The organism is Candidatus Thiodiazotropha sp. AKAK3, assembly GCF_058244645.1.
The window spans coordinates 12,730-33,922 of sequence record NZ_JBSYOQ010000054.1 but is presented as its reverse complement, the minus strand read 5'-3'; the positions used below and the strand labels follow the sequence as shown (position 1 = coordinate 33,922).

Annotated in this window: 16 protein-coding genes; 2 read left to right on the top strand and 14 right to left on the bottom strand. The window is 49.4% G+C overall.

Annotation, left to right across the window (positions count from 1 at the left end; all coding sequences use genetic code 11):
• Positions 1–673: 673 nt before the first annotated feature.
• The 14 genes from AC4IE7_RS13840 to AC4IE7_RS13775 all read right to left on the bottom strand — a co-directional run bounded on the left by AC4IE7_RS13840 (position 674) and on the right by AC4IE7_RS13775 (position 19,325).
• The gene (locus AC4IE7_RS13840) at positions 674–1,597 is read right to left on the bottom strand and encodes a DUF3943 domain-containing protein (protein WP_490777437.1); all 924 of its coding nucleotides are present in this window, start codon (positions 1,595–1,597) and stop codon (positions 674–676) included.
• Positions 1,598–1,838: 241 nt separating this feature from the next.
• Positions 1,839–2,768: a tetratricopeptide repeat protein gene (locus AC4IE7_RS13835; RefSeq protein WP_490777436.1), complete on the bottom strand. Its 930-nt coding sequence runs from the start codon at positions 2,766–2,768 to the stop codon at positions 1,839–1,841.
• Positions 2,765–4,213: an adenylate/guanylate cyclase domain-containing protein gene (locus AC4IE7_RS13830; protein WP_490777435.1), complete on the bottom strand. Its 1,449-nt coding sequence runs from the start codon at positions 4,211–4,213 to the stop codon at positions 2,765–2,767. The genes AC4IE7_RS13835 and AC4IE7_RS13830 overlap by 4 nt, the downstream gene beginning before the upstream one ends.
• 132 nt (positions 4,214–4,345) lie before the next feature.
• On the bottom strand, positions 4,346–5,155 hold the full coding sequence (gene ppsR, locus AC4IE7_RS13825) for a posphoenolpyruvate synthetase regulatory kinase/phosphorylase PpsR (RefSeq protein ID WP_490777434.1): 810 nt from the start codon (positions 5,153–5,155) through the stop codon (positions 4,346–4,348).
• Between the two features lie 80 nt (positions 5,156–5,235).
• The gene (gene ppsA, locus AC4IE7_RS13820) at positions 5,236–7,605 is read right to left on the bottom strand and encodes a phosphoenolpyruvate synthase (RefSeq protein ID WP_490777433.1); all 2,370 of its coding nucleotides are present in this window, start codon (positions 7,603–7,605) and stop codon (positions 5,236–5,238) included.
• A gap of 47 nt (positions 7,606–7,652) precedes the next feature.
• Positions 7,653–7,850: a chemotaxis protein gene (locus AC4IE7_RS13815; RefSeq protein WP_490777432.1), complete on the bottom strand. Its 198-nt coding sequence runs from the start codon at positions 7,848–7,850 to the stop codon at positions 7,653–7,655.
• 4 nt (positions 7,851–7,854) lie between these two features.
• On the bottom strand, positions 7,855–8,436 hold the full coding sequence (locus tag AC4IE7_RS13810; protein WP_490777431.1) for an electron transport complex protein RnfA: 582 nt from the start codon (positions 8,434–8,436) through the stop codon (positions 7,855–7,857).
• 115 nt (positions 8,437–8,551) lie between these two features.
• On the bottom strand, positions 8,552–9,196 hold the full coding sequence (gene rsxE / locus AC4IE7_RS13805) for an electron transport complex subunit RsxE (RefSeq protein ID WP_490777430.1): 645 nt from the start codon (positions 9,194–9,196) through the stop codon (positions 8,552–8,554).
• 84 nt (positions 9,197–9,280) lie between these two features.
• Positions 9,281–10,009 (bottom strand): RnfABCDGE type electron transport complex subunit G, encoded by a 729-nt coding sequence (locus AC4IE7_RS13800; RefSeq protein WP_490777429.1) that lies wholly within the window; start codon positions 10,007–10,009, stop codon positions 9,281–9,283.
• On the bottom strand, positions 10,006–11,052 hold the full coding sequence (locus tag AC4IE7_RS13795; protein WP_490777428.1) for an RnfABCDGE type electron transport complex subunit D: 1,047 nt from the start codon (positions 11,050–11,052) through the stop codon (positions 10,006–10,008). The genes AC4IE7_RS13800 and AC4IE7_RS13795 overlap by 4 nt, the downstream gene beginning before the upstream one ends.
• A 35-nt stretch (positions 11,053–11,087) precedes the next feature.
• The gene (rsxC, locus tag AC4IE7_RS13790) at positions 11,088–12,428 is read right to left on the bottom strand and encodes an electron transport complex subunit RsxC (protein WP_490777427.1); all 1,341 of its coding nucleotides are present in this window, start codon (positions 12,426–12,428) and stop codon (positions 11,088–11,090) included.
• An 86-nt stretch (positions 12,429–12,514) separates the two neighbouring features.
• Positions 12,515–17,443: a 2-oxoacid:acceptor oxidoreductase family protein gene (locus AC4IE7_RS13785; protein WP_490777426.1), complete on the bottom strand. Its 4,929-nt coding sequence runs from the start codon at positions 17,441–17,443 to the stop codon at positions 12,515–12,517.
• Between the two features lie 103 nt (positions 17,444–17,546).
• Positions 17,547–18,425, bottom strand: coding sequence for an RnfABCDGE type electron transport complex subunit B (locus AC4IE7_RS13780; RefSeq protein ID WP_490777425.1), 879 nt, complete (start codon positions 18,423–18,425; stop codon positions 17,547–17,549).
• A 318-nt stretch (positions 18,426–18,743) separates the two neighbouring features.
• A complete protein-coding gene (locus AC4IE7_RS13775) occupies positions 18,744–19,325 on the bottom strand; it encodes a transglycosylase SLT domain-containing protein (RefSeq protein ID WP_490777459.1) in 582 nt (193 codons plus the stop codon).
• A gap of 279 nt (positions 19,326–19,604) precedes the next feature.
• Between AC4IE7_RS13775 and AC4IE7_RS13770 the strand changes: the two genes are divergently transcribed.
• Together AC4IE7_RS13770 and AC4IE7_RS13765 are read left to right on the top strand one after the other, a co-directional pair.
• Positions 19,605–20,246, top strand: coding sequence for an adenylate kinase (locus AC4IE7_RS13770; RefSeq protein ID WP_490777424.1), 642 nt, complete (start codon positions 19,605–19,607; stop codon positions 20,244–20,246).
• 261 nt (positions 20,247–20,507) lie between these two features.
• Positions 20,508–20,909: a hypothetical protein gene (locus AC4IE7_RS13765; RefSeq protein ID WP_490777423.1), complete on the top strand. Its 402-nt coding sequence runs from the start codon at positions 20,508–20,510 to the stop codon at positions 20,907–20,909.
• Positions 20,910–21,193 lie beyond the last annotated feature (284 nt).

Here is a 21,193-nt window from a genome sequence, read left to right as displayed (position 1 = left end):
TCTTGATAAAAAAGTCTTACTAATACTGATCTCAATCTCTACATGGTTTTCTGCATCAGATTGTCTGCAATAAAAAAGTAATATTTTTTCAATCATGATGGTAAAAGTGTGGTGTTTTGTCTGTGTTAATTTAATATTTATAGAAATAAATCCTGCTTAAACATATTGTTATTTATTTCTTAAATTACTGGAACTATTCTTAGAGTAATTCTAGAAACGAGATTTAATATATATCTATCGGGTAGAGATTATGCTTATGTTGGCAGAGAGTGTTTGTTAATGATTTAGCTTAACTGTTCATTATAATTACAGAGCAGATCATGATAGGTATATGGGAATGTAATAAGGCTAAAATAACTTTGTTTGGAATATTCAACATGTAGTTTCTTTGAGGCCTCTATTGTTGTCTTTTTCTTTAATTCTGAGCATCGTTACAAAGGTGGATTGATTTGAATTAGAGCTATTATTTCTTTCTGGATAGCAGATACTATTTTTTGTTTTTATGAGTATCTTATTCGCGATTAGTGTGTGTCTTAAAAAGAAATAAGGGGAGGGGTTTGTTGCTGTTTTACCCTATCTTGTGGGGCATGGTTCCAGCCTGCGATATTTAGCTAATCAGCAAATGAATTTTTAAATTATTTCTATCTCATGCTTTAGTACATGAGGATTAATGTCATTGCCAGTGTACGGTGAGTTGCAGGCCGATATAGTCTTTAACGATTGGGTCGACTCTCTGACGATAGGGGTCATTCCATTGCATGTTGTCCAGCGTTCCGAAGTTTGGGCTGCGATAGAAAGAGCGTAGTTCCAGTTCACTATCATTCTCAATAAAACCATCCACTACGCTGTTGAGGGAACCTAGTGGATCAGTCAGGACGAGAACGGTTTTATCCCAAAAGCTGAAGGATGACTGGCTCTTAATCTCCCGTCGGGTGTCTTCGAAATACCATCCCAACAACGATCCTACACCTGGTGTGAAAATCATATCTTGAATCGAAACGGGTTCGAACAGTGCCTCAAGTCCAAATTCATAGATTGCTGAAAGGGTAAAGGAGTACCAGAACGCACCAGTTTCACTGAGTCCACGTTCCCTGCCACGGGTATAATAGGTCATGCCCCAGTAGGGATGGAGGATATAGTTGATATACCACTCATCAGGATCCCAGCGGGGGTGAGTTACATTTTCCCACCATTTACTAACTGTATAGTCCTCTTTCTGTTCGTCTGTCCAGGCGGAGATATCTTCAGGAAGGACATAGAGCAGACCTACGATAAAGAACTGGTAACCGAAAAAATAGGCCGCATCCTTTTTAAGGCCGGGATAGTCTTCCGGGCTGTTATCATTGAGTTCTCTGCCGAATCCGTAGGGCCGGTCGATCTTTTCCTCTGGGCTATTCAAGGCGAGGGTTTTTGTCAGCCCATACGTGGAGGCATGCGCGAAAAGTGATTTACGCTCCAGTTCAGTCTCGTAAAATGAGACCGGACTTGTTGGCAGCCAATCTTTGCTATAGGCAGATGATGAGAACAGAACAGTGATGATCAGAGGGAGAATAGAGCGAAACACTAATCCGGTGTTGGTTAAGTCTGATTGTCTCATCACATTGTTCATACAGGAAAAATTCGTGGTTAAGCTAGAGCCGCTTCGATTAGTGTTAGCAGGCCCTAGTCTGTTTTGCTTCGACTAACATACCTGTCTGGCAAGATTATGATTCTCAGCAGCGGTTATATAATCGAAGGTGATTCTCATTGGCCACAGAGAGGAGTATCTGAAGAGCCAAAGGGCGCGATTATAGCGGATTGATGAAATAGAACCCACTAGTTCTTCATGGGCATGGTGATTAATTTGTTTTGCGTAGGTTTTCCAGGTTATTCAGCACTCGCTGGGCTCGTTGAATCTTATCTTTTGCTCGTTGATCCTGGGGGTCGAGGGCCAGAGCAGCACGCCAGGTTGCCTTAGCGCTTTCAATTTCACCATCCCTGTATAGGCGATCTCCTGCGCTGAGCAGGTTCTCGATATACCTTTCAAGCTGCATATTGACCCTATTCAGCATCTCCTTGGCTTTCGCGTTTTTGGGTGCATCTTTCAGAATCGCCTTGAGGGTGTTTTTTGCATCTCTCAGCTGGCCGCTCTCTGATAACCTGCTGGCCTCGGCAAGTCGCTTGTTCATTCGCTTGCTCCAGCGTTTTTGGCGATTCGTCTTCTCTTTTTTCTCCAGCGCTTTCTTGTTTTGGCTCTGCTCCTTCAGCAAATGGTCCATCAGGTTTTGATCAGATTCATCCAGCTCAAGGGAGAGGGCGATGCTAAGACAGTCCTTGGCCAGGGCATTGTTTCGTTTATAGTGGCGCCAGCCACATTCGGAGAGGGCACGGCGCATACTCTGTAGTTGGCCTCTAGTCTGGGTCAACAACTGCTCATATTGCGGATTTGAACTGGATTTGGTGAGCTTTTCCAGGATAGGCAATTGATTCTTCAGGGCAGAGGTATTACTGATCAGAAGCTGGTCGTTCAGCTCCTCTTCTATAACCTTCTGTTGCCCTCGAAGGTTTTTCAGTTCATTGATGTAGCTTTGGTTCTTATTCTTTCCGAGGCTGGCTTCGTTAAGCAGCTGAATTGCTTCACTATAACGCCCTTTGGCTACCAGTTGACGGCTGTAATTCAGAGAATCCTCCTCGACAGGTGCAGGGGTTTCTCGGGTTTCGAGCAGCTGGCATCCGCTTAGGAGTATCTGACAGAAGCAGAGTGTGTAAAGGCTTAGTGAGGAGTTCATCCAGAGTGTTTATTCAAAATATAGGCCATAGTGCGCATCAACCATTGACCAAATTCTCGCGATGGTGTTCCCGCGATTGAGGGGGTGACGAGATGCTTTTTACCCCTGATCTTTAATTCAGGTTGTTGGTGCAGTTCCACCATCTCACTGACTCCTGGGAATTCTGCTGTGGTCTGACTCATCATAATGCCATCTGCCGGAGCTGCGCCACACAAGCGAGAAGCCAGGTTTACACTATCTCCCACAACGGTGTACTCCAATCTATCAGGAATGCCGATATTGCCCGCAAGCATGACACCACTGTTGATGCCGATGCGAAGCATTATCGGCTCTTTGCCCTCTTGTCTGCGCTGTTTGTTGATATGGCGGACCAGGGCTTGAATCAACCAGGCACAGCGTACCGCTTGCAGGCCATGTTCCATATCCGCTTCCGGCACTCCAAACAGGATCATAGCACTGTCACCGATGAATTTATCCACCACGCCGCGGCAGCGGTGTGCTGCTTCAGCAATAACACCGAGATAGAGATTGAGTAATGAGGCCACCTCATCCGCTGGCAGGTCCTCTGAGAGCTGAGTAAAACCGACAATGTCACAGAACAGTACACTCCCAACCATCTCCTGGTTGGCCAGTCGGGGCTGGGAGAGATTGGAGAGGATCTTGTCCGCAACAACCGGGGAGACATAACGGGACAGGGCGTCCTCGACCTGACGCTTTTCCAGCATGCCCGCTGACATTCGTTCGAAATGGGCATAGACCTGGCCTATCTCATCCTTTCGCTTTTCATCACCCTCGAAGATCATCAGACCCGCTTCAGGGTGTTGCAGGCCTGCCTGGGCGAGTAGGGTGATGGGGCGGCTCAGGCGCTTACTCAATACATAGGAGAGGATGCCTGCGATTAGAATCAGACCGATGGTGGCAAAGCTGATAATGCGTATGGTTCGTTCCTGATTGCGGTCGAGGAATGCCCGATCGAGGGTGATCATTGCATGACCCGCAATGACATCCCGGAAGTTTATGGGACTGAAAAAGGTGATTGCCGGGTGTCGTCTGTTATCCTCGTCCCGCCAGGACCAGATCATCGGTGTAAGCTCATCGGCGGTGGGCAGCTGATGCGGTACATTTCCGGAAATGACCCAGTTTTTATCTGTGGGTACGATTGCAGCACCCACGACATTGTCATTCTGGGTCTGGCGGCTTACCAGGCCTTGCAGGTTGAATTGATCATCAGCCAGCAGTGGTTCACTGGCAGAGTGCGCCAACTGCTCAACCAGAACCTCACCGAAACCCTTGACTTCCCGCATATGGAAGCTGGTCTGCTGAGTTATCAGGAACCAGCCGAGTATACCCATGACCAGTGTGATCAGGGTGCCAATATAGATCGTCCATTTGATGGAGATCGGTACAGGCGCTTTGCGAAATAGTCTAACCAGCCAGTTTATCAAGTCGATGATCCAATATATTCAGAAGGAGTAGTACGTGTTTATATTGGTATGATTATTGCGCTTGGGGTGTCCAAGGGAGTGAGATTATAACCTCATTTATTGATGCTGTCGCAGCAAGTTGTCGAGAATGGGTCAGGCCACACGTTTAATATGCTGCATCAGTCTCGCTGAGATCTCCTCAATAGACATAGAAGTTGTCTCAAGATATGGGATGTTATAGTGCTTAAACAGACCTTCAGCCAACTTTACCTCCATCTTGCACTGCTCCAGAGAGGAGTAGCGTCGGCCTGGGCGTCTCTCCTGACGTATACGTTGCAGTTGATGGGGGTCGATGGTCAGGCCATACAGTTTGTCCCGATAGGTTGTCAGGGTTTTGGGTAGTAGATCGCTGTGCAGGTCGTCGTCGGTAAGGGGATAGTTGGCAGCCAGAATACTGTGTTGGAGACCTAAAAACAGGCAGGTTGGGGTTTTTCCACTGCGTGAAACGCCAACCAGTATCAGGTCTGCTGTCTCGTAGTTTTTAGTGATTGCGCCATCGTCATTGTTGAGCGCAAAATTGACGGCATGGATGCGTTGATCATAGGCGCGCCCGTTATTTGTTGTATGAAATCTGCCCAAGGCATGGGAGGAGGGCAGCTTCAGCTCATCTTCCAAGCGAACAGTGAAGGTTTCGAAAAAATCCATTACCGGTACATCGAGGGTCTTGAAATAGTCCCGGATCGAAGGATCAACCAGTGTTGTAAAGACAATCGGTTTCTGACCAGATTCAATGGTTGTCTGATTGATTCGCTCAGCGACCCGTCTGGCTTTATCAAGGTTGTCGATGAACGGCCAATGTACCGTCTCATACTCAAATCCATCAAATTGACTCAGCAGAGAGCGTCCCATTGCTTCGACGGTGATGCCTGTATGGTCAGCCAGGAAATAGACAGTGCGCTTCATCGGATTTTCTATTCAAGCAAAAGAGGGGTGAGATTGCGAAACCATTTCAACTGGGGGGGCATGCCCCCCCAGAGGTTGGACTAGCTTTTCACGCCAGCCAATAGTCGCCATGTATCGATAACAGTATCGGGGTTGAGTGATATGCTGGCAATTTTCTGTTCAACCAGCCATTCGGCGAGATCGGGGTAGTCAGATGGCCCCTGGCCACAGATACCCACATACTTACCCGCTTTATTACAGGCTTGAATGGCCATGCTGAGCATCTTCTTTACGGCTGGGTTGCGTTCATCAAAGCTGCCTGCAACCAGTCCGGAATCCCGGTCAAGTCCCAGGGTCAACTGGGTCATGTCATTGGAGCCGATAGAGAAACCATCAAAATACTCCAGGAACTCATCAGCCAGAACCGCGTTCGACGGCAATTCACACATCATGATTACACGAAGGTCATTTTCACCCCGTTTAAGACCATTCTCTGCCAGTAGATGCATCACACCTGCGGCCTCATCCAAGGTGCGAACAAAGGGAATCATGATCTCCACATTGGTGAAGCCCATCTCTTCCCGAACCCGCTTGAGTGCCCGGCATTCAAGCTCGAAACAGGGTCTGAAACTCTCAGAGATATAACGAGAGGCACCACGGAAGCCGATCATCGGATTCTCTTCAGAGGGCTCATAGAGCTTACCGCCGATCAGGTTGGCGTACTCATTGGATTTGAAATCTGACATACGCACGATTACCGGCTTGCCTTCAAAGGCGGCAGCCAGTGTGGAGATACCTTCCACCAATTTCTCTACATAGAACTCAACAGGATCGTCGTATCCGTCCATCTGCTCCTGAGCTTTGGCCTTGATATCCTCCGGTAGACTTCCGAACTCCATCAGAGCGCGGGGATGGACACCAATGGTGGTATTGATGATGAATTCCAGACGCGCCAGACCGATGCCGCCATTGGGAATACGGCTGAAGGCAAAGGCGCGGCTCGGATTGGCCACATTCATCATGATCTTCACCGGGGCTTCCGGCAGACTGGTGACATCCCCTTGAGTAACTGAAAATTTCAGTAAACCTTCGTAGATGAAACCGTCATCGCCTTCAGCACAGGAGACCGTTACTTCCTGGCCTTCCTGCAGGATTTCAGTGGCGTCATTACAACCTACTACCGCAGGGATGCCCAACTCACGGGCGATAATCGCTGCATGGCAGGTACGTCCGCCACGATTGGTGACAATGGCTGAGGCTTTTTTCATCACCGGCTCCCAGTCAGGGTCGGTCATGTCAGTAACCAGCACATCACCGGCTTCGACTTTGGCCATCTCGCTGGAGTCATTGATGACCTTGGCCACACCACTACCGATACGTTGTCCAATAGCACGACCCTGAGCCAATACCTTGCCACCACTCTGCTCTAATTTAAAGCGTTCCACTGAAGCGGTGTCGACCCGACTCTCAACAGTTTCAGGGCGGGCCTGAAGAATGTATAGCTGACCATCATTGCCATCCAGGCCCCATTCGATATCCATCGGGCGTTGATAGTGTTTTTCGATGGTAACGGCCATCTTGGCAAGACTTTCGATCTGTTCACTGGTGAGCGAGAATTTTCGCTGATCCTGTTGATCCACATCGACAGTCTTGACCCGCTCTTCACCCGCCTCACCATACACCATCTTGATCGCTTTGCTGCCTAGATTACGACGCAGAATGGCGGGTCTGCCTGCCTCAATATTACCCTTATGGACATAGAACTCATCAGGATTCACTGCACCCTGAACTACTGTTTCTCCTAGACCATAAGAGCTGGTGATGAATACTGCATCCTTGAATCCGGACTCTGTATCGAGGGTAAACATAACACCGGCAGATCCGATATCCGAACGTACCATTCGCTGTATGCCCGCTGAAAGAGCGACATCCTCATGGGCGAAGCCCTGATGAACCCGATAGGAGATAGCCCTGTCATTATAGAGCGAAGCGAATACCTCTTTGATGGCGATCAGCACACTCTCCAGTCCATCGACATTCAGAAAGGTCTCTTGTTGACCGGCAAATGAGGCATCGGGCAGATCTTCAGCTGTCGCAGAAGAGCGGACTGCCACGGAAGGCACTGCATCTGCAGCACCGCTTAGCTTTTTGTATGCAGCAGTGACCGCATTCTCCAGCTCTTCGGGAAAATCAGCTTCCACCACCCATTCACGGATTGTCTTGCCCGCTTCAGCAAGCGCAGTTACGTCACTTACATCAAGCTGCTGCAACAATGGGTCGATTCTCTCTGCAAGCCGGTTATGGCGCAGAAATTCGCGAAAGGCATGTGCCGTGGTGGCAAAGCCACCGGGTACAGAAACTCCGGCATCTGCCAGACCGCTGATCATCTCACCCAAGGAGGCGTTTTTACCGCCAACCTGATCAACATCGCCCATTTTCAGGTTTTCGAACCAGATTATTTGTTCATTCACCGCTTGCCCTCGGCTTTTAGATTGGTTGGATGGCTCATTCATTACATTTAACCTCTGAGGTGGTCTCCTTGACGCTGGCAGCTGTTACCGCTGCACAGACAGCTTTTACCGCAACCTGTGCCCTCTTCCTTGTGAGGACCATGTTCTGGATGCAGCTTAGAATAGTGTCGCGTGATGGACTGAACAATCAGCCAGCCCAGTAACAAAATGGGGATAATGGTCATGGCGATGAGATAATCGATCATCAAATCAGCCTCCAAGTCCGGCGAAGCCCATGAATGAGAGGGATAGCAGGCCGCCCAACATTAAACTGACCGCTGCGCCTTGGGTGATACTTGGCATAGTCGAAAGTTCCAGTTTCTCTCGCAGACCGGCCATCAGCAGAATGGCCAGGATGAAACCGGCTCCGGCACCCAGTGCATAAACCAATGATTGCAGAAAATTGTACTCTTTGAAGGTCTGGAAAAGTGCCAGTCCTAGGATTGCACAGTTGGTGGTGATCAACGGCAGAAAGATGCCCAGAGAGCGAAACAGGGCGGGGGTAAACTTTTTAAGCGCCATTTCAACAAGCTGTACTGCACTGGCGATAACTGCAATATAGGCAATCAGACGTAGAAACTCGATCTCGAAGCTTACCAGAACCTCATTGATCAAAAAGGCACAAACAGAACTTACCAACATGACAAACAGGGTTGCCAATCCCATTGGCAGGGCAGTATTGATTTTCCCGGAGACACCAAGAAAAGGGCATAAGCCGAGAAACAGGGCAAGCACAAAGTTATTTGCCAATACAGCGTTGAGGAATATGAAGCTGAGGGTTTCTGTCGCCATAGTGGTCACTTTAAGTTGTAAGAGGCATTAAAATACGGCATTGGTCTATACAAACATTGATCTGTTTCACGCATCAAGGCTGTCTGGGCAGTATTCATCAGTTTGGTTGTTCTGATCATGATTCTGTCGCAGGATCTAACTCTGTCTCAGATTTACGCTGTTTGAACCATTCAAAAAGCAGCAACCAAGCGCCTAAAACAAGAAACCCTCCTGCAGGTAACACCATCACTACCCAAGGTTCAAATCTGGGGCCAAACAGATCAATACCAAACAGACTGCCGGCACCCAGGATCTCACGCACAACGCCGAGACAGAGTAGGGCCAAGGTGAATCCCAGACCCATGCCTGTGGCATTGACAATGGATTTCAGGGGAGGATTTCTGGAAGAGTAGGCTTCCGCCCGTCCTAGTATCATGCAGTTTGCAACGATCAACTGGATAAAGGCACCCAGGGCGTTATAGAGATCGAGAGAGATCGCCTGTATGGCATAGTCGACGATGGTAACGAATGTGGCGATGATGACGATGTATGTCGCGATACGCACCTGTTTTGGAATACTGTGGCGCAGCAGAGAGATCAAGGTACCGGAGGCAAGCAGCACAAATGTAGTGGCTACACCCATCGCAAGCGCATTGATCGCAGAGTTGGTCACAGCCAGAACCGGGCACATGCCGAGCAGCATGACAAACACAGGGTTTTCACGCCATAAGCCTTCACTGAAGGTATCCCACCTGATGGTGTTATCTTGTTTCTTAGCCATGGTTCTCAATTAATGCTAATCAGTTATTGTCAATCAATCGGTCTCTGTCTTACCTTGCGCGTGATCAATTAAAACAGGCATAGGTTACAGGTCCGCTCCATTTTCAGGCTCGGCTTCATTGGTCTGCGGTGGTGTTTTGCTTAGTTCATCAATTCCCGGCATCAACCGGGGCAGTAAATGCTTGGCTGATTGATTCAACGCTTTACCGACAGCCTTGGCAGAGATGGTCGCACCAGAGATGGCATCGATCTCCCAGGGGTGCTTTTTGGTGCCATGTTTTACTGTCACAATCTCATTTGCCAGACTCTCTCCGCTTGCATTCAGTTTTGCTTCCAGGGCATCAAAGTTGGCAACAAAATTGGCATCGGTAATAATCTTGTCTCCCAGACCTGGAGTCTCAGCGAGTTTCAAAACCTTGATGCCGCGAATACACTGGCATATCGGGTCATAGCCATAGAGCAGGTGGATCATATCGGCATAACCCTGGGCTCCCGCCTTGGCTGCAACACCTTTCAATTTTCCTTGTTGGTCATAACCGGCATAAACGAGGGTGCCTTCTTTAGGTGTATCCTCTGTAACAGCGACCACTCCGCTCTCTGTGACTAAAAAATCACGGCGGGAGACCGCTCCGGGTATCACTTGAAACACAGCAGCTTCAATGGCACGACGCTGGTTTTCTGCAATGATCGGTTTGGTTAACTGATAGGTCAGCACAACCAGGAAGCCAGAGAGCATGGCGATACCCATCAGGGTACGGATCATCGGGCCTGCTGGGGTCGATGGCTGTACGACTTGAGCTTCAGGGGTACTCATTTATCAGCCCTCTGTTGCCCGAACACCCTGGGTTGGGTGATCTGATCAATCAGTGGTGTGGCTGCATTCCCCAGCAGAATGGCATACATTACGCCCTCTGTAAGACCGCCAAAAAGTCTGATAATCACCGTCAGAAAACCGATCATCAAGGCATAAATCACGACCCCAAGTGGCGTAACAGGCGAACCGACCATATCGCTGGCCATGAACCAGGCACCTAGCATTAAGCCACCTGAAAGGACGACAAACAAAGGATCTGGATATTTAACCGGATCGATCAGGAAGAATACACCGGCAGTGAGTGCTGCACCGAGTAAGACCAATACTGGAATGCGCCAATCAAGCATCCGTCTGGCGGCTAGATAGAGGCCACCTGCAAGGATTAGCAGCGCTGAGGTCTCACCCGCGGAACCTGCGGTAGTGCCCAGCAACATATCCATGTGATCAGTGACAACACCTTCGAACTTTTGCAGAGCCAGCGGGGTTGCGCCACTGAAAGAATCGACAGTGACCTGAGTAACCCATTCACTAACCACCGGGGGCTGCAGAAAAGGTGGGGTGAGGGTGGTGGGGATAAACTGGCTGAACCGACCTTCGAAAAAAGCAGGGGTCCAGGTTGTGATGGCAACAGGAAAGGCTGCTTGTACGAACGCCCGCCCGATCAGCGCAGGATTCATGGCATTCATACCCAGACCACCAAACATGGCCTTGCCCATGGCCACGCCGATGAATGCAGCAACAGCACCCATCCACAGAGGGAAGCCAGGTGGCAGGGTCATTGCCAGAAGTAGGCCGGTAATGGTGGCCGACCAGTCACCAAGGCTGTTGGGTTTGCCACTTAACTTATTGAACATACGCTCACTGAGCAGACAGGTAGCTGTAACAACAACTAACAGGGCCAGCGCGCTGAGGCCAAACTGCCAGATGGTGAAGGCGCAGATGGGTAACAGGGCGTAGACCACATTGCGCATGATGATAACGACATCTTCCCCAGCATGAGCATGAGGAGATGTGCGCAATTCAATGGTTGGTTTTTTACTCATGTTTATTTTTAGCTCTATAACATCGGCTATCCGGGTTAAGCAGCCTGCTCCCGGTTGATCGCTTTTGCGATACGGAAATACTGTACCAGCGGAATGTTCGATGGGCAGACATAGGAGCAACAGCCACATTCGAAACAGTCGTTCAGATGATAGTCCAGACCCATCTCCTCATATTTTCGCTTGGCTGCAAGCAACCCCAGCATTGAGGGGTTGAGATGCATGGGGCAGGCATTGACACAACGGGCACATCGAATGCAGGGCCAGATTTTATGGCTCTCATCCTCTATGGAGGGCTCATTGAGTACCAGTAGACCAGAGGTGCCTTTGGTAATTGGGGTGTCCAGGGCCGAAACAGCAGGCCCCATCATCGGGCCGCCTAAAATGAATTCGGTACGAGAGCCTTCGTAGCCAACGTGCTCCAGGATATGTCTGATCGGAGTGCCCAGAGGAACCAGGTAGTTCGCCGGTTTACCAATTCCCGGGCCAGCGACGGTAATTACCCGCTCGATCAAACCTCGACCTTGGGGCAGCAGATCACCGAGAGCTGCCAGAGTACCTACATTGTTGACCACCACGCCAATATCGGATGGTAAGCCGCCGGTAGGGACTTCCCGGTTGAGCGCAGATTTAATCAACATCTTTTCAGAGCCCTGCGGGTATTTTGTCTCTACTGCTTTTACCTCAACCGGGCTTCCTTTGGAGAGGTGGCTCTTGAGTACCTCCACCGCATCCATCTTGTTGTCTTCCACACCGATGATCGCTTTCTGGGTCCCGGTAGCACGCATGGCATAACGGATCCCGCGTAACAGCGCCTTCGGGTGCTCCAGCATGATACGGTGATCACAGGTCAGATAGGGTTCACATTCACATCCGTTGATAACCAGTGTATCGACTTCTTTGTCTTGCGGAATAGTCAGTTTCATGTGGGAGGGGAAGGCTGCACCGCCCAGACCCACCATGCCGCTATCCTGGATCGCCTGAATGATCTCATCCGGATTCAACTCACTCATGTCCCGGGGTTGTTCCCAGAGCACTTCCTGTGTTGAACCTTCGTAGACATCAATAACGATGGCATTTGTTTTTGGGCCTTTAGGCGTCGGCATTAACTCTATGCCGCGTATCCTGCCGGTGGCGGGCGCGTGCAGTGGTACCGAAAAGTTGCCATCGGCTTTCGCTATCGGCTCACCACGCACAACCTCCTGGCCTTTGTGAACCAGAGGTAGAGCTGGTTTACCGATGTGTTGATCCAGCGGCAATACCAATTGTGGCGGAAAGGGTAGACGACGGATCGGTTTATCCGCCGTATCCTTATGATAGGGTGGATGGATTCCGTGAGTAAAACCTTTCTGCCCAAACAGCAGGTCGAACAATCCCATAGCTTTCTGATTTCTTCAACAGGCGGAGCCGAAGCTCCGCCCACTGTTATTGTTGATGATCATACTGGTAGACCCAGGCCTAAGAATCACTGAAATTTCTCTGCACGTTTGACGAACTTGTCCAGATCTTTTTCAGATGAATTCCAGGGGGTTCCTGGATGGATACAGGCAGCTGTACACTTCTCAGCAGCCTTTACGATATCCTTGAACTGACCACCTTTGGGGTCGACGATAACCGCTTTCTTCTCGTCATTATAAGAGAAGATCTTAGGATTGATCTCGATACACTCATCGCAGGCGGTGCATTCAGGCGTCTCTATCCAAACCGGTTCATAGTCTGCTGCTGCACCATTGCCACCATCAGCAGCTGTAGTGCTGCCATTGGCAGATATAGATCCTGCCAAAGCGCCGGCATTACCACTTGCTGCCATGGAGAGCAGGGTAGAGCTGAGTCGGTTGGCCATATCGACCTTGGCCTGATCAACCAGTGCATCCACGTCAACCTTGTTCATCTCGCCGGCAATGCCTTTGAGTTGATGCCAGAACTGACGGCGCTCGTCACAGGAGTTGGCGATTTCCGGAGCACAGATGATACGCATTAAACGGTTCTTACTGTCGACGCCCCAGATATACGGGAATTTGCCTTCACGGTCATCCATATCCAGGTCAAGGAACTCTTCCATCGGGACCATGTCATCATTCCAGGTCTCTGGCGGCGCCATGCGGAACTGTTTGCGGAAGCGTCCCTCTGTGACGGCAAAGTCAGCGAAGGTCATCGGTACTTCCAGTTTAGACTCTTCGCCTTTCTCGTTGAGATAGTCGATGGTATAGGTTGGCCAATCGTCCTCCATTGCCGGGTTGCCTTCCAGATCGATACACTCTTCGATGGTGTCACCCGCATCCGGGTCATACTTCATCAACGGATAGGCGCGAGACTCAACAGCCATTTTGGATTGTTTGTAGGCGATGTCATCTCCGACACCATGCTCTGGTGGACATACAGCATAGATGTTGAACAGAGCCGGACGGCGGCTGTTGAGACCGTCGATGTAACCTTCCAACAAGTGCGTGGTATTACTGATCGCACTCTGCAGCACATAAGTTGTCCGGTGGGCGATACCAATCAACGAGACCTCTTTTCTGATCTCTTCCTTACCTTTCATGGCTTTACCGTAAGGACTCATATCTGCGACCTGTCCTATATAGCCAGAGGTACAGGCTTGACCGCCAGTGTTGGAGTAGACCTGAGTATCCAGTACCAGGACCTTGATCGGCATACCCGACGCTAATGCACGGGAGAGGTTCTGGAAGCCGATGTCATACATCGCGCCATCACCACCGACCGAGACTACTGGTGGGCAGAGTTGCCATTCGTCTTCGCTGAACTGTTTCCAGTTGAACTGCTGGAAGAAGCTATCGTGTTCAGCAGAGTTAAATTTGCCAGAGAGTTCAAGCTCAGCTCTGCGAATCGCCCCAAAGCCATCTGCCATCTTACGCATGTGACCTTCGAAAAGCCCCATGGCAACTGATGGGCTGTCCTGAAACAGATGGCTGGCCCAAGGGAAAGGGTAGGGATTATAGGGATAGGTCGAACCCCAGACTGAAGTACAGCCTGTGGCGTTGACAATGCCCATCTCGGCACGTCCGTTATTGGTTACACCCTCAGTGTAGCGCCATTTCAGATCACGCAATTCATCCAGCAGCTGCGTTACAGACTGTAGCCATTCGCGATCAATAACAGTCTTCTCGCGATTACTGTCCAGGTTGTCACTCAGATTTGAGAGAGTCAGATCACTCTCATCGCCGCCTGATACCGCCTCTGCAATTGCTTGCGAGTTGCTCAGGTCGACGCCTTCAGCCAGTTTCAATCTGATGTGCTGCTCAAGCTGTTCGATCAGCTTATCGATCTTCTCGATCTGCTGTTTAACCCTGGGCTGCATCAACGCAGTTACAGTCGCGGTGAAGAGATGGATGATGGTTTTCTCACCGCAACCCAGGCAGGCGCCGTCGCCGCAAACCATGGAGTTGTAATTTTCTTTGTCCAGCAACAAGGTTTGCAGAGCGCCAACCTTCTCATCCAGGTCATCGATGCGATTAAATGAAGCGTCACTGGTGGGAAGATCGAGCCAGAAGTTCCAGTCATCACGCAATTTCTGGATTGCCTCATCATCCTGAAGGGTGGCGACCAGGGCATCATCTTCACAGATCGTGACACACTCCATGCAGCCCTTACAGGTATAAGGGTTGACGGTGATGGAGAAGAGTCCACCGCTGTTGTTGTTCTTCTTCTCCATGTTGCCCCAATAGGGTTTGGTAACGGAGAAATCGAACTTGCCCATAGTCTGCAGAAACAGGCCAAACTCCTCTTCCAGAGCAGCGCGAGCTTGCTCTTCTACATCAGCCGCAGCAATCACTTCGAGTACAGCCTGATCGAGCATTGACCGCACATCGGCAGCCTCACCGTTATCATTCAACAATTCCCGCAGACGTTTTTCGACGTTGCGGCTCTCTCTTCGCAGGTATTGAGTCGGGCGACCACCTGTTTCGATGCGATCGATAGCGGTATTGAAGACATCGCTGACTCTATTGACCAGGCCGGGAATGGCGCTGTCGGGACATATGGTGTAGCAGTCTCCGCAGGCGGTACAGTTTTCAGCAACCCACTTCGGATAGTCGAAGCGGATCTGAGTCATGTCACGATAAACGCCGGTAGATGCAGGAATCAGAGAGAGTGCCTGATAGGGGTCAGCCAGATTGTCGTTACCCTTGCCAGAGGCATAATAACTTCCGGTCTGCTCCCAGAAGCGGTGTACATCGGAGATGCCGCCTTCTGATTCGGGAAGCTGTTTGAGCATTACCGGCATACCGAGTTCTTTCTTTACCGGCATCTGAGCGGTAGCCCCGACAACCTTATTGGTGATTTCATGAATCTGATCAAAACCACGGCGTACCACACGCAGATTATCCTCAACCACGCGGCGTCCCTTGTTGCCGAACTTGGCCTCAAGTTGGGCTTCAATGGCAGAGAACAGTTTTTTCTCATCCAGACCGGACATCTCCATAAGTGGCGATCCGGCAAAGAATGCACCCTGGAAAGCATTACCCTGCATACGCAGCTGCAGCTCAACGTCTGAGGCTTCTTCACGGGCGATTTTGAAGCCGTCTACATAAAACACGTGGATTTCGTTGTCGATGACCTGCTGCTGCATCCAACGTGGGAATGATTCCCAAACCTCATCGGCTGTTTCCAGGTTGGACTGGATAATCAGCGTTCCACCCTGTTTCAATCCAGATAAGGGATTGGAGTGACCGAACACGTTTGGATCGGGGCTTAACACCACGTCCACATAGTGATACTCACAGTTGAGTGGAATTGGGGTAGGTGCCGCAGAGAGATAATAGGTCGTGGGCTGTCCCTTTTTCTCCGAACCATATTTCGGATTCGCCTTGATCTCATAACCCAACAGATCATAGAGGGTCATGACCAGGTTTTTACCGGTTGTGATAGCGCCCCAGCCACCGACTGAATGCATACGCACAGTGATTGAGCCCTCAGGCATCAGGTTGGGGTTTTCAGAACCGCGCAGGGCCATATCAGCAATATTTGGATAGGCTTCTTTCAGTTTTTGCAGCTGGATCTCTTGCTTTGGCGTCTCCGCATCGCGAACAAAATCTATACCCAGGTAGAAAAACTTACGTTGGCTACCCTCTGGGAGCATGTTCTCCACAGCGCCAATCAAGGCCTCCGGCTGCAGGTCGCGGGAGCCAAGACCGTAGGCTCCGGAGTAGAGGTGGGGGGCATCAGCAAAATTGGTGTAGCTGTCATACTTTTCATAGGGCTGAGCGAGCTTGCCCGCTTTAGCCTGACCATTTTCGATACATTTCGAGATTGACGAGCGAACCTCACGCATCAGTGGCAGATCTTCGGCCAGAGGCTGGTCGGTACGTTCCAATACACAGACACCTTTTTTACCTTTTAAAACCTGACCAAGCAGATCTCCAGGGAAAGGACGGAACATGGTGATATCGACAACACCGACTTTCAACTTGCGGGTCTTCTCAAGGTAGTCGGCAACGCCATGGGCTTGGACAATCATCGAACCCATACCGACGATGAGGTAGTCAGCCTTTTCAGTGTTGTAGCAACCCAGACGGTTATAGCGACGACCAGTCAGTTCATAGAAATCATCCATTGCTTTGTCAGCAATTTCAGGAATATGCTGGAAAAAGTAGGGACGTTGAGCAGCAGTCGTCTGCATGTAGGCGTCCTGATTCTGAACAGAACCGGAGAGCATAGGGTTGTCCACGTCCCAGATCGCTGGTACACGACGACGGGTTTCACCAAAGAGTAGCTTTTGCGCTGGTGTTGGGCATTCGATCTCATCATCAGGGCGGCCCAGGTACTCAGCGATCATCTCTCGCTCGGGAACCATTAATGGCTCGATCAAATGTGTGGTGAGAAATCCATCCTGGGCAACAGCAGCAGGGGTAAGGGAGAGTTCCGCAATCTTACGACCAATCAGATTTAGATCCGCAGCCCCCTGTGCGTTGTTAGCGAAGACCTGAAAAAAACCGGTGTCGTCGATACAGTGATAGTCGTCATGGCCACAGTGTACGTTCAGTGAGGCCTTAGTGATCGCACGGCAACCAATATTGAGGACGTAGGGCAGACGTTTACCTACAGCTGCGTACAGGGATTCGTGCATGAATGCCACACCCTGAGCGGAAGAGAAGTTGGTAGAGCGCAGACCCGTCATGGACATGCCTGCAGTCACCGCTGCGGCAGCATGCTCTGATTCCGGTTCAATAAAAATCAGTGAACGATCTGAGATGTTGATATGGCCTTTGGCTGTCTCTTCAGCCCAATATTCACCCATCTGTGTTGAGGGTGTGATTGGATAGGCACCAGCCGCGTCAGAGGCTTCCCTCTCACACATAATGACTGCTCCGTTACCATCCATTGCCATACGGATACCGGGGTATTTGAAGCTCTTCTCTTCTTTCTTACCGAACATGGAAACTTCTCTTTGCTAGGTTTGCAATTTACTTTCTGTCTCTAGAACAACAGGTTGTTATCAAGAGAAAACAAAAAGCATGGGCTTAAGGTTCTGTCTACCATCAAATAGGTAGTGCTTCTTTGCGTACAATACGTTTGGCTTGATGTCCTTTTACAACACCTTTGGTCTCATCAAGCCAGACAATAGCCCCTGTAGGGCAGCGCTCAGTAGCAATCGGGGAGGCTAGACTAATCTTGTTATAGTCGATCACAGCCAAGTTGTCTTGAATTGTAATTAATCCTTCAGGCGAATCTTTTACGCAGCGCTCACAAGCGGTGCATGCAACTTCACAATCATTTTCTGCAATATCGCCGTGTTCCAGGTTTTTACAGGCAACCCACAATCTATGGGATGCGTCATGAATCGAAAATAGGTCTTTTGGACAGATGTCAACACAATCACCACATGCGGTGCATTTTGCATTGTCCACAACGGGTAATCCGTAGTGGTCCATGGTAATGGCATCAAAGTCACACACCTCGGCACAATCAGCAAGGCCGATACAACCCCAGGTGCAGCTTTTCGGGCCACCTGCAACTACCGCTGCGGCACGGCAGGTCTCTAAACCTTTATATTGGGCGCGCATACGAGCGACATGATTACCGCCGGCGCAGGCCAGTCGAGCGACACGCTTTATCACATCGCCACTATCTACTCCCAGGTAGTCCGCAATCTCTTGTATGGCGTCGGCGCTGCTGACAGTGCATTGAGCCGGAGTGACTTCACCTGAGATCAATGCCTCAGCAAAGGGGCGACAACCCGCATTCCCGCAAGCGCCACAGTTGGTGGCAGGCAGCATGCCTTCAAGCTCGTCGATACGAGGGTCTTCAAATACCCAGAGCTTCTTGTTGGCAAATACCAGCATGGAGGAGAGCAATAGGCCTAGGATGCCCATAAATAGGATAGCGGTCGTTACGTTTAGTGCGATCTCAATATCCATTTCCATTACCAGATGTCATACGTGAGTAACCTAACTGAAACCATACTTATTCTAATGTTGGGGTTAGTATTGGTCTATGGAATGGGTTTAATAGAAAGTATTAATTTTTATAAATACTCGTTTAGCATTGAAAAAATTAATGATTGCATAAACTCTCTCTCAGGATCAGTAGCCGAATCATATAGACAACTCTATACCCACGGTGGGGGAATTCAACCATGACGCCTTATCAGTGAAATATAGCGGCAAATTTCAAGCTTTCTATAATAGAAAATAGTTACTAATCAGGACAAAAATAAGTGATGGTTGAGCGACAGGTCAAAATGGCCACCATCCCGAGCCGCGTTCAAGTTCAGCACGGCAACTGGCGATCTGAGCGCGATAACGCTTAGCGTTTTTCTCGACTTTGCGGGCAACCTTGATCAGCCAGGGTTTCTTCTTGTAGCTCCCCTTTTTATAACCACCATGACCTTCGTGGTAGGCAAGATACTGTCGATAGGGATCCCACTTTGAGATGCCCAGCTTTTTATTGCTGTAGTTGGCATACCAGCCAATGAAGTCAACTGCGTCATCATATTCATCTCGATCCGCCCATCGGTTGCCGGTTTGTTGCCGATACCAATCCCAGGTGGAGTCTTTGACCTGGGCATACCCATAGGCGGAGGATTTCCTGAACCAGGGAATAAACCAAAACAGCTTTTTTCTCGGTGGTTTGGCGTCATGTTCGAATCTGGATTCCTGGTGGATTATGGCCAGTTGCAGATGGATTGGAACACCCCATTTCTCAAATGACTCTTGAGATGCTTCATACCAGTCATCTTTTTCATCAAAGATGTTGCAGGCGTTACCGGTGCTCTTTGGTGGCGAGCTTGAGCAGCTGGTTATCAGCAAGGCTGCCAGTATTGATATGATCCTAAGTTTTTTATTTTTAAGGAGAATAGCTCTATTCCTAAGGTTCTACATGAGGTCTTGAAATGCCAAAATTCAGAGATTTTCAGACGCCTCTCTATCTCACTTTACCCCGATAGTTATACAGGAGGACGATTCACTCAAGGTCACGTATAATGGCGCCGGTTTTGACCTTGGTTTGAGCGGAAATATCCCACTAAGGGCATTATATTTCCGCTGGCCTTACAAATAACATGAAATGAAAAAAACAACTATCAGGAGCGATCAATAATGAAGCTAATACTTTTGGGTGCGCCAGGTGCGGGAAAGGGTACAGTTGCTAAGCAGCTGACCAAACTGGACGGCTCTGTGCAGATCTCTACAGGTGACATTTTACGTGGTGCGGTGCAGGCAGGTACTGAGCTGGGGAAGCAGGCTGAAGCATTTATGAAGGCTGGTGATCTGGTACCGGATGACCTGATTATGGGAATTATGGAACAGCGCCTGCAGGAGCCGGATTGTGAGAATGGCTTTCTTCTTGACGGCTTTCCCCGCACTATACCTCAGGCTGAGGCATTGGGTGTGTTGTTGAAAAATATCGGTGTTGATCTCGATTTCGCAGTTGAAATCGATGTTCCCCGTGACGTGATATTGGATCGATTGACCACTCGACGCACCTGCGAAGCGTGCGGAGCCATATATAATGTTAAGAGTATGCCCACCAAGGTAGAGGGTATCTGTGACAAATGTGGCGGTAAAGTTGTTCAGCGGGATGATGAGACAGAAGAGGCGATCTCCAATCGTCTGGATGTCTACCAAGAGAAGACTGCGCCTTTGGTTGGTTACTACAAAAACGAAGATATGCTGTTGACAGTCAGCGCTACTTCCAGTGAGGCGGTGGTGAATGCCATCCAGGAGAGATTGAACGGTTGATTCAGAGCTGACTCACAGTTCATTGACTCAACAAATCTATTTGCCCGGCTGAAAGTAACTATTGTATTGCCGGGTTAATAGACAATAGACCCGCTCAGTGAGCGGGTCTATTGTTGATCTGGAATCTATTTGACAGGTTCACTTACTCGAAAGCAGAAAAAAGTGTCATTTTGTAGTTTCCCGTAGTAAGTGAGGAGCAATAAATGATTCGATTTCAAACAATGATCTATTCTTCGGTACAATTGATAAGGAGCGCCTCATATGGCTGAATTAGGTAAACCTTTCCTGCTTGAAGAGTATACCCTTGAGGATCTTGTAAAGTATCCGATTCTTGTCTGGGCTGTACATGAAACAGGCGACACTGAGATGAAATATCTTACGCCGCTGCTCAATACAAGAAATCTCACCAGTGAATTCAATCACGCTAAAATTCTCCTGACCGTTGGTGATACAGGGGTCTATGCTGAGGCCAGCTACAATATGGAGGACCGCTCCATCTATTCGATCCTGATCTGGGATGGGAATGACTCGATTGAGGTGGAAGACAGTGATCTGGAGTCACCGGTCACGCTTCAAGCAGTGCCAGAGATTGACGGAGAAGCCGATGTGGCTTTCGTTCTCGCATCTAAGGAAGATTACTACGCATATCGGGAAGCAAAATAGGTTTGAAGCAATTAAATTGATGCAAAAACAGCATTGATGGCCAGAAGTTGCTATTCTATTAACCCGTCGATCTAATCAGAGCATGGCTTGCTTCGGCTGATAGTGAACCATTTGGTCGACGGGGTAATAAGAGGCACTATACCTGTTCATGTTCGTGCAGATGAATCTGCTCTGCTAAATGGATGGGGAGATTGAGTAAGGGGCGCAATCCGGTATTCTGTCTATATGCAACAGGGTGTTCAATAATGGAATATGTTGCTTAGATGCATAGCAATGTACTAAGA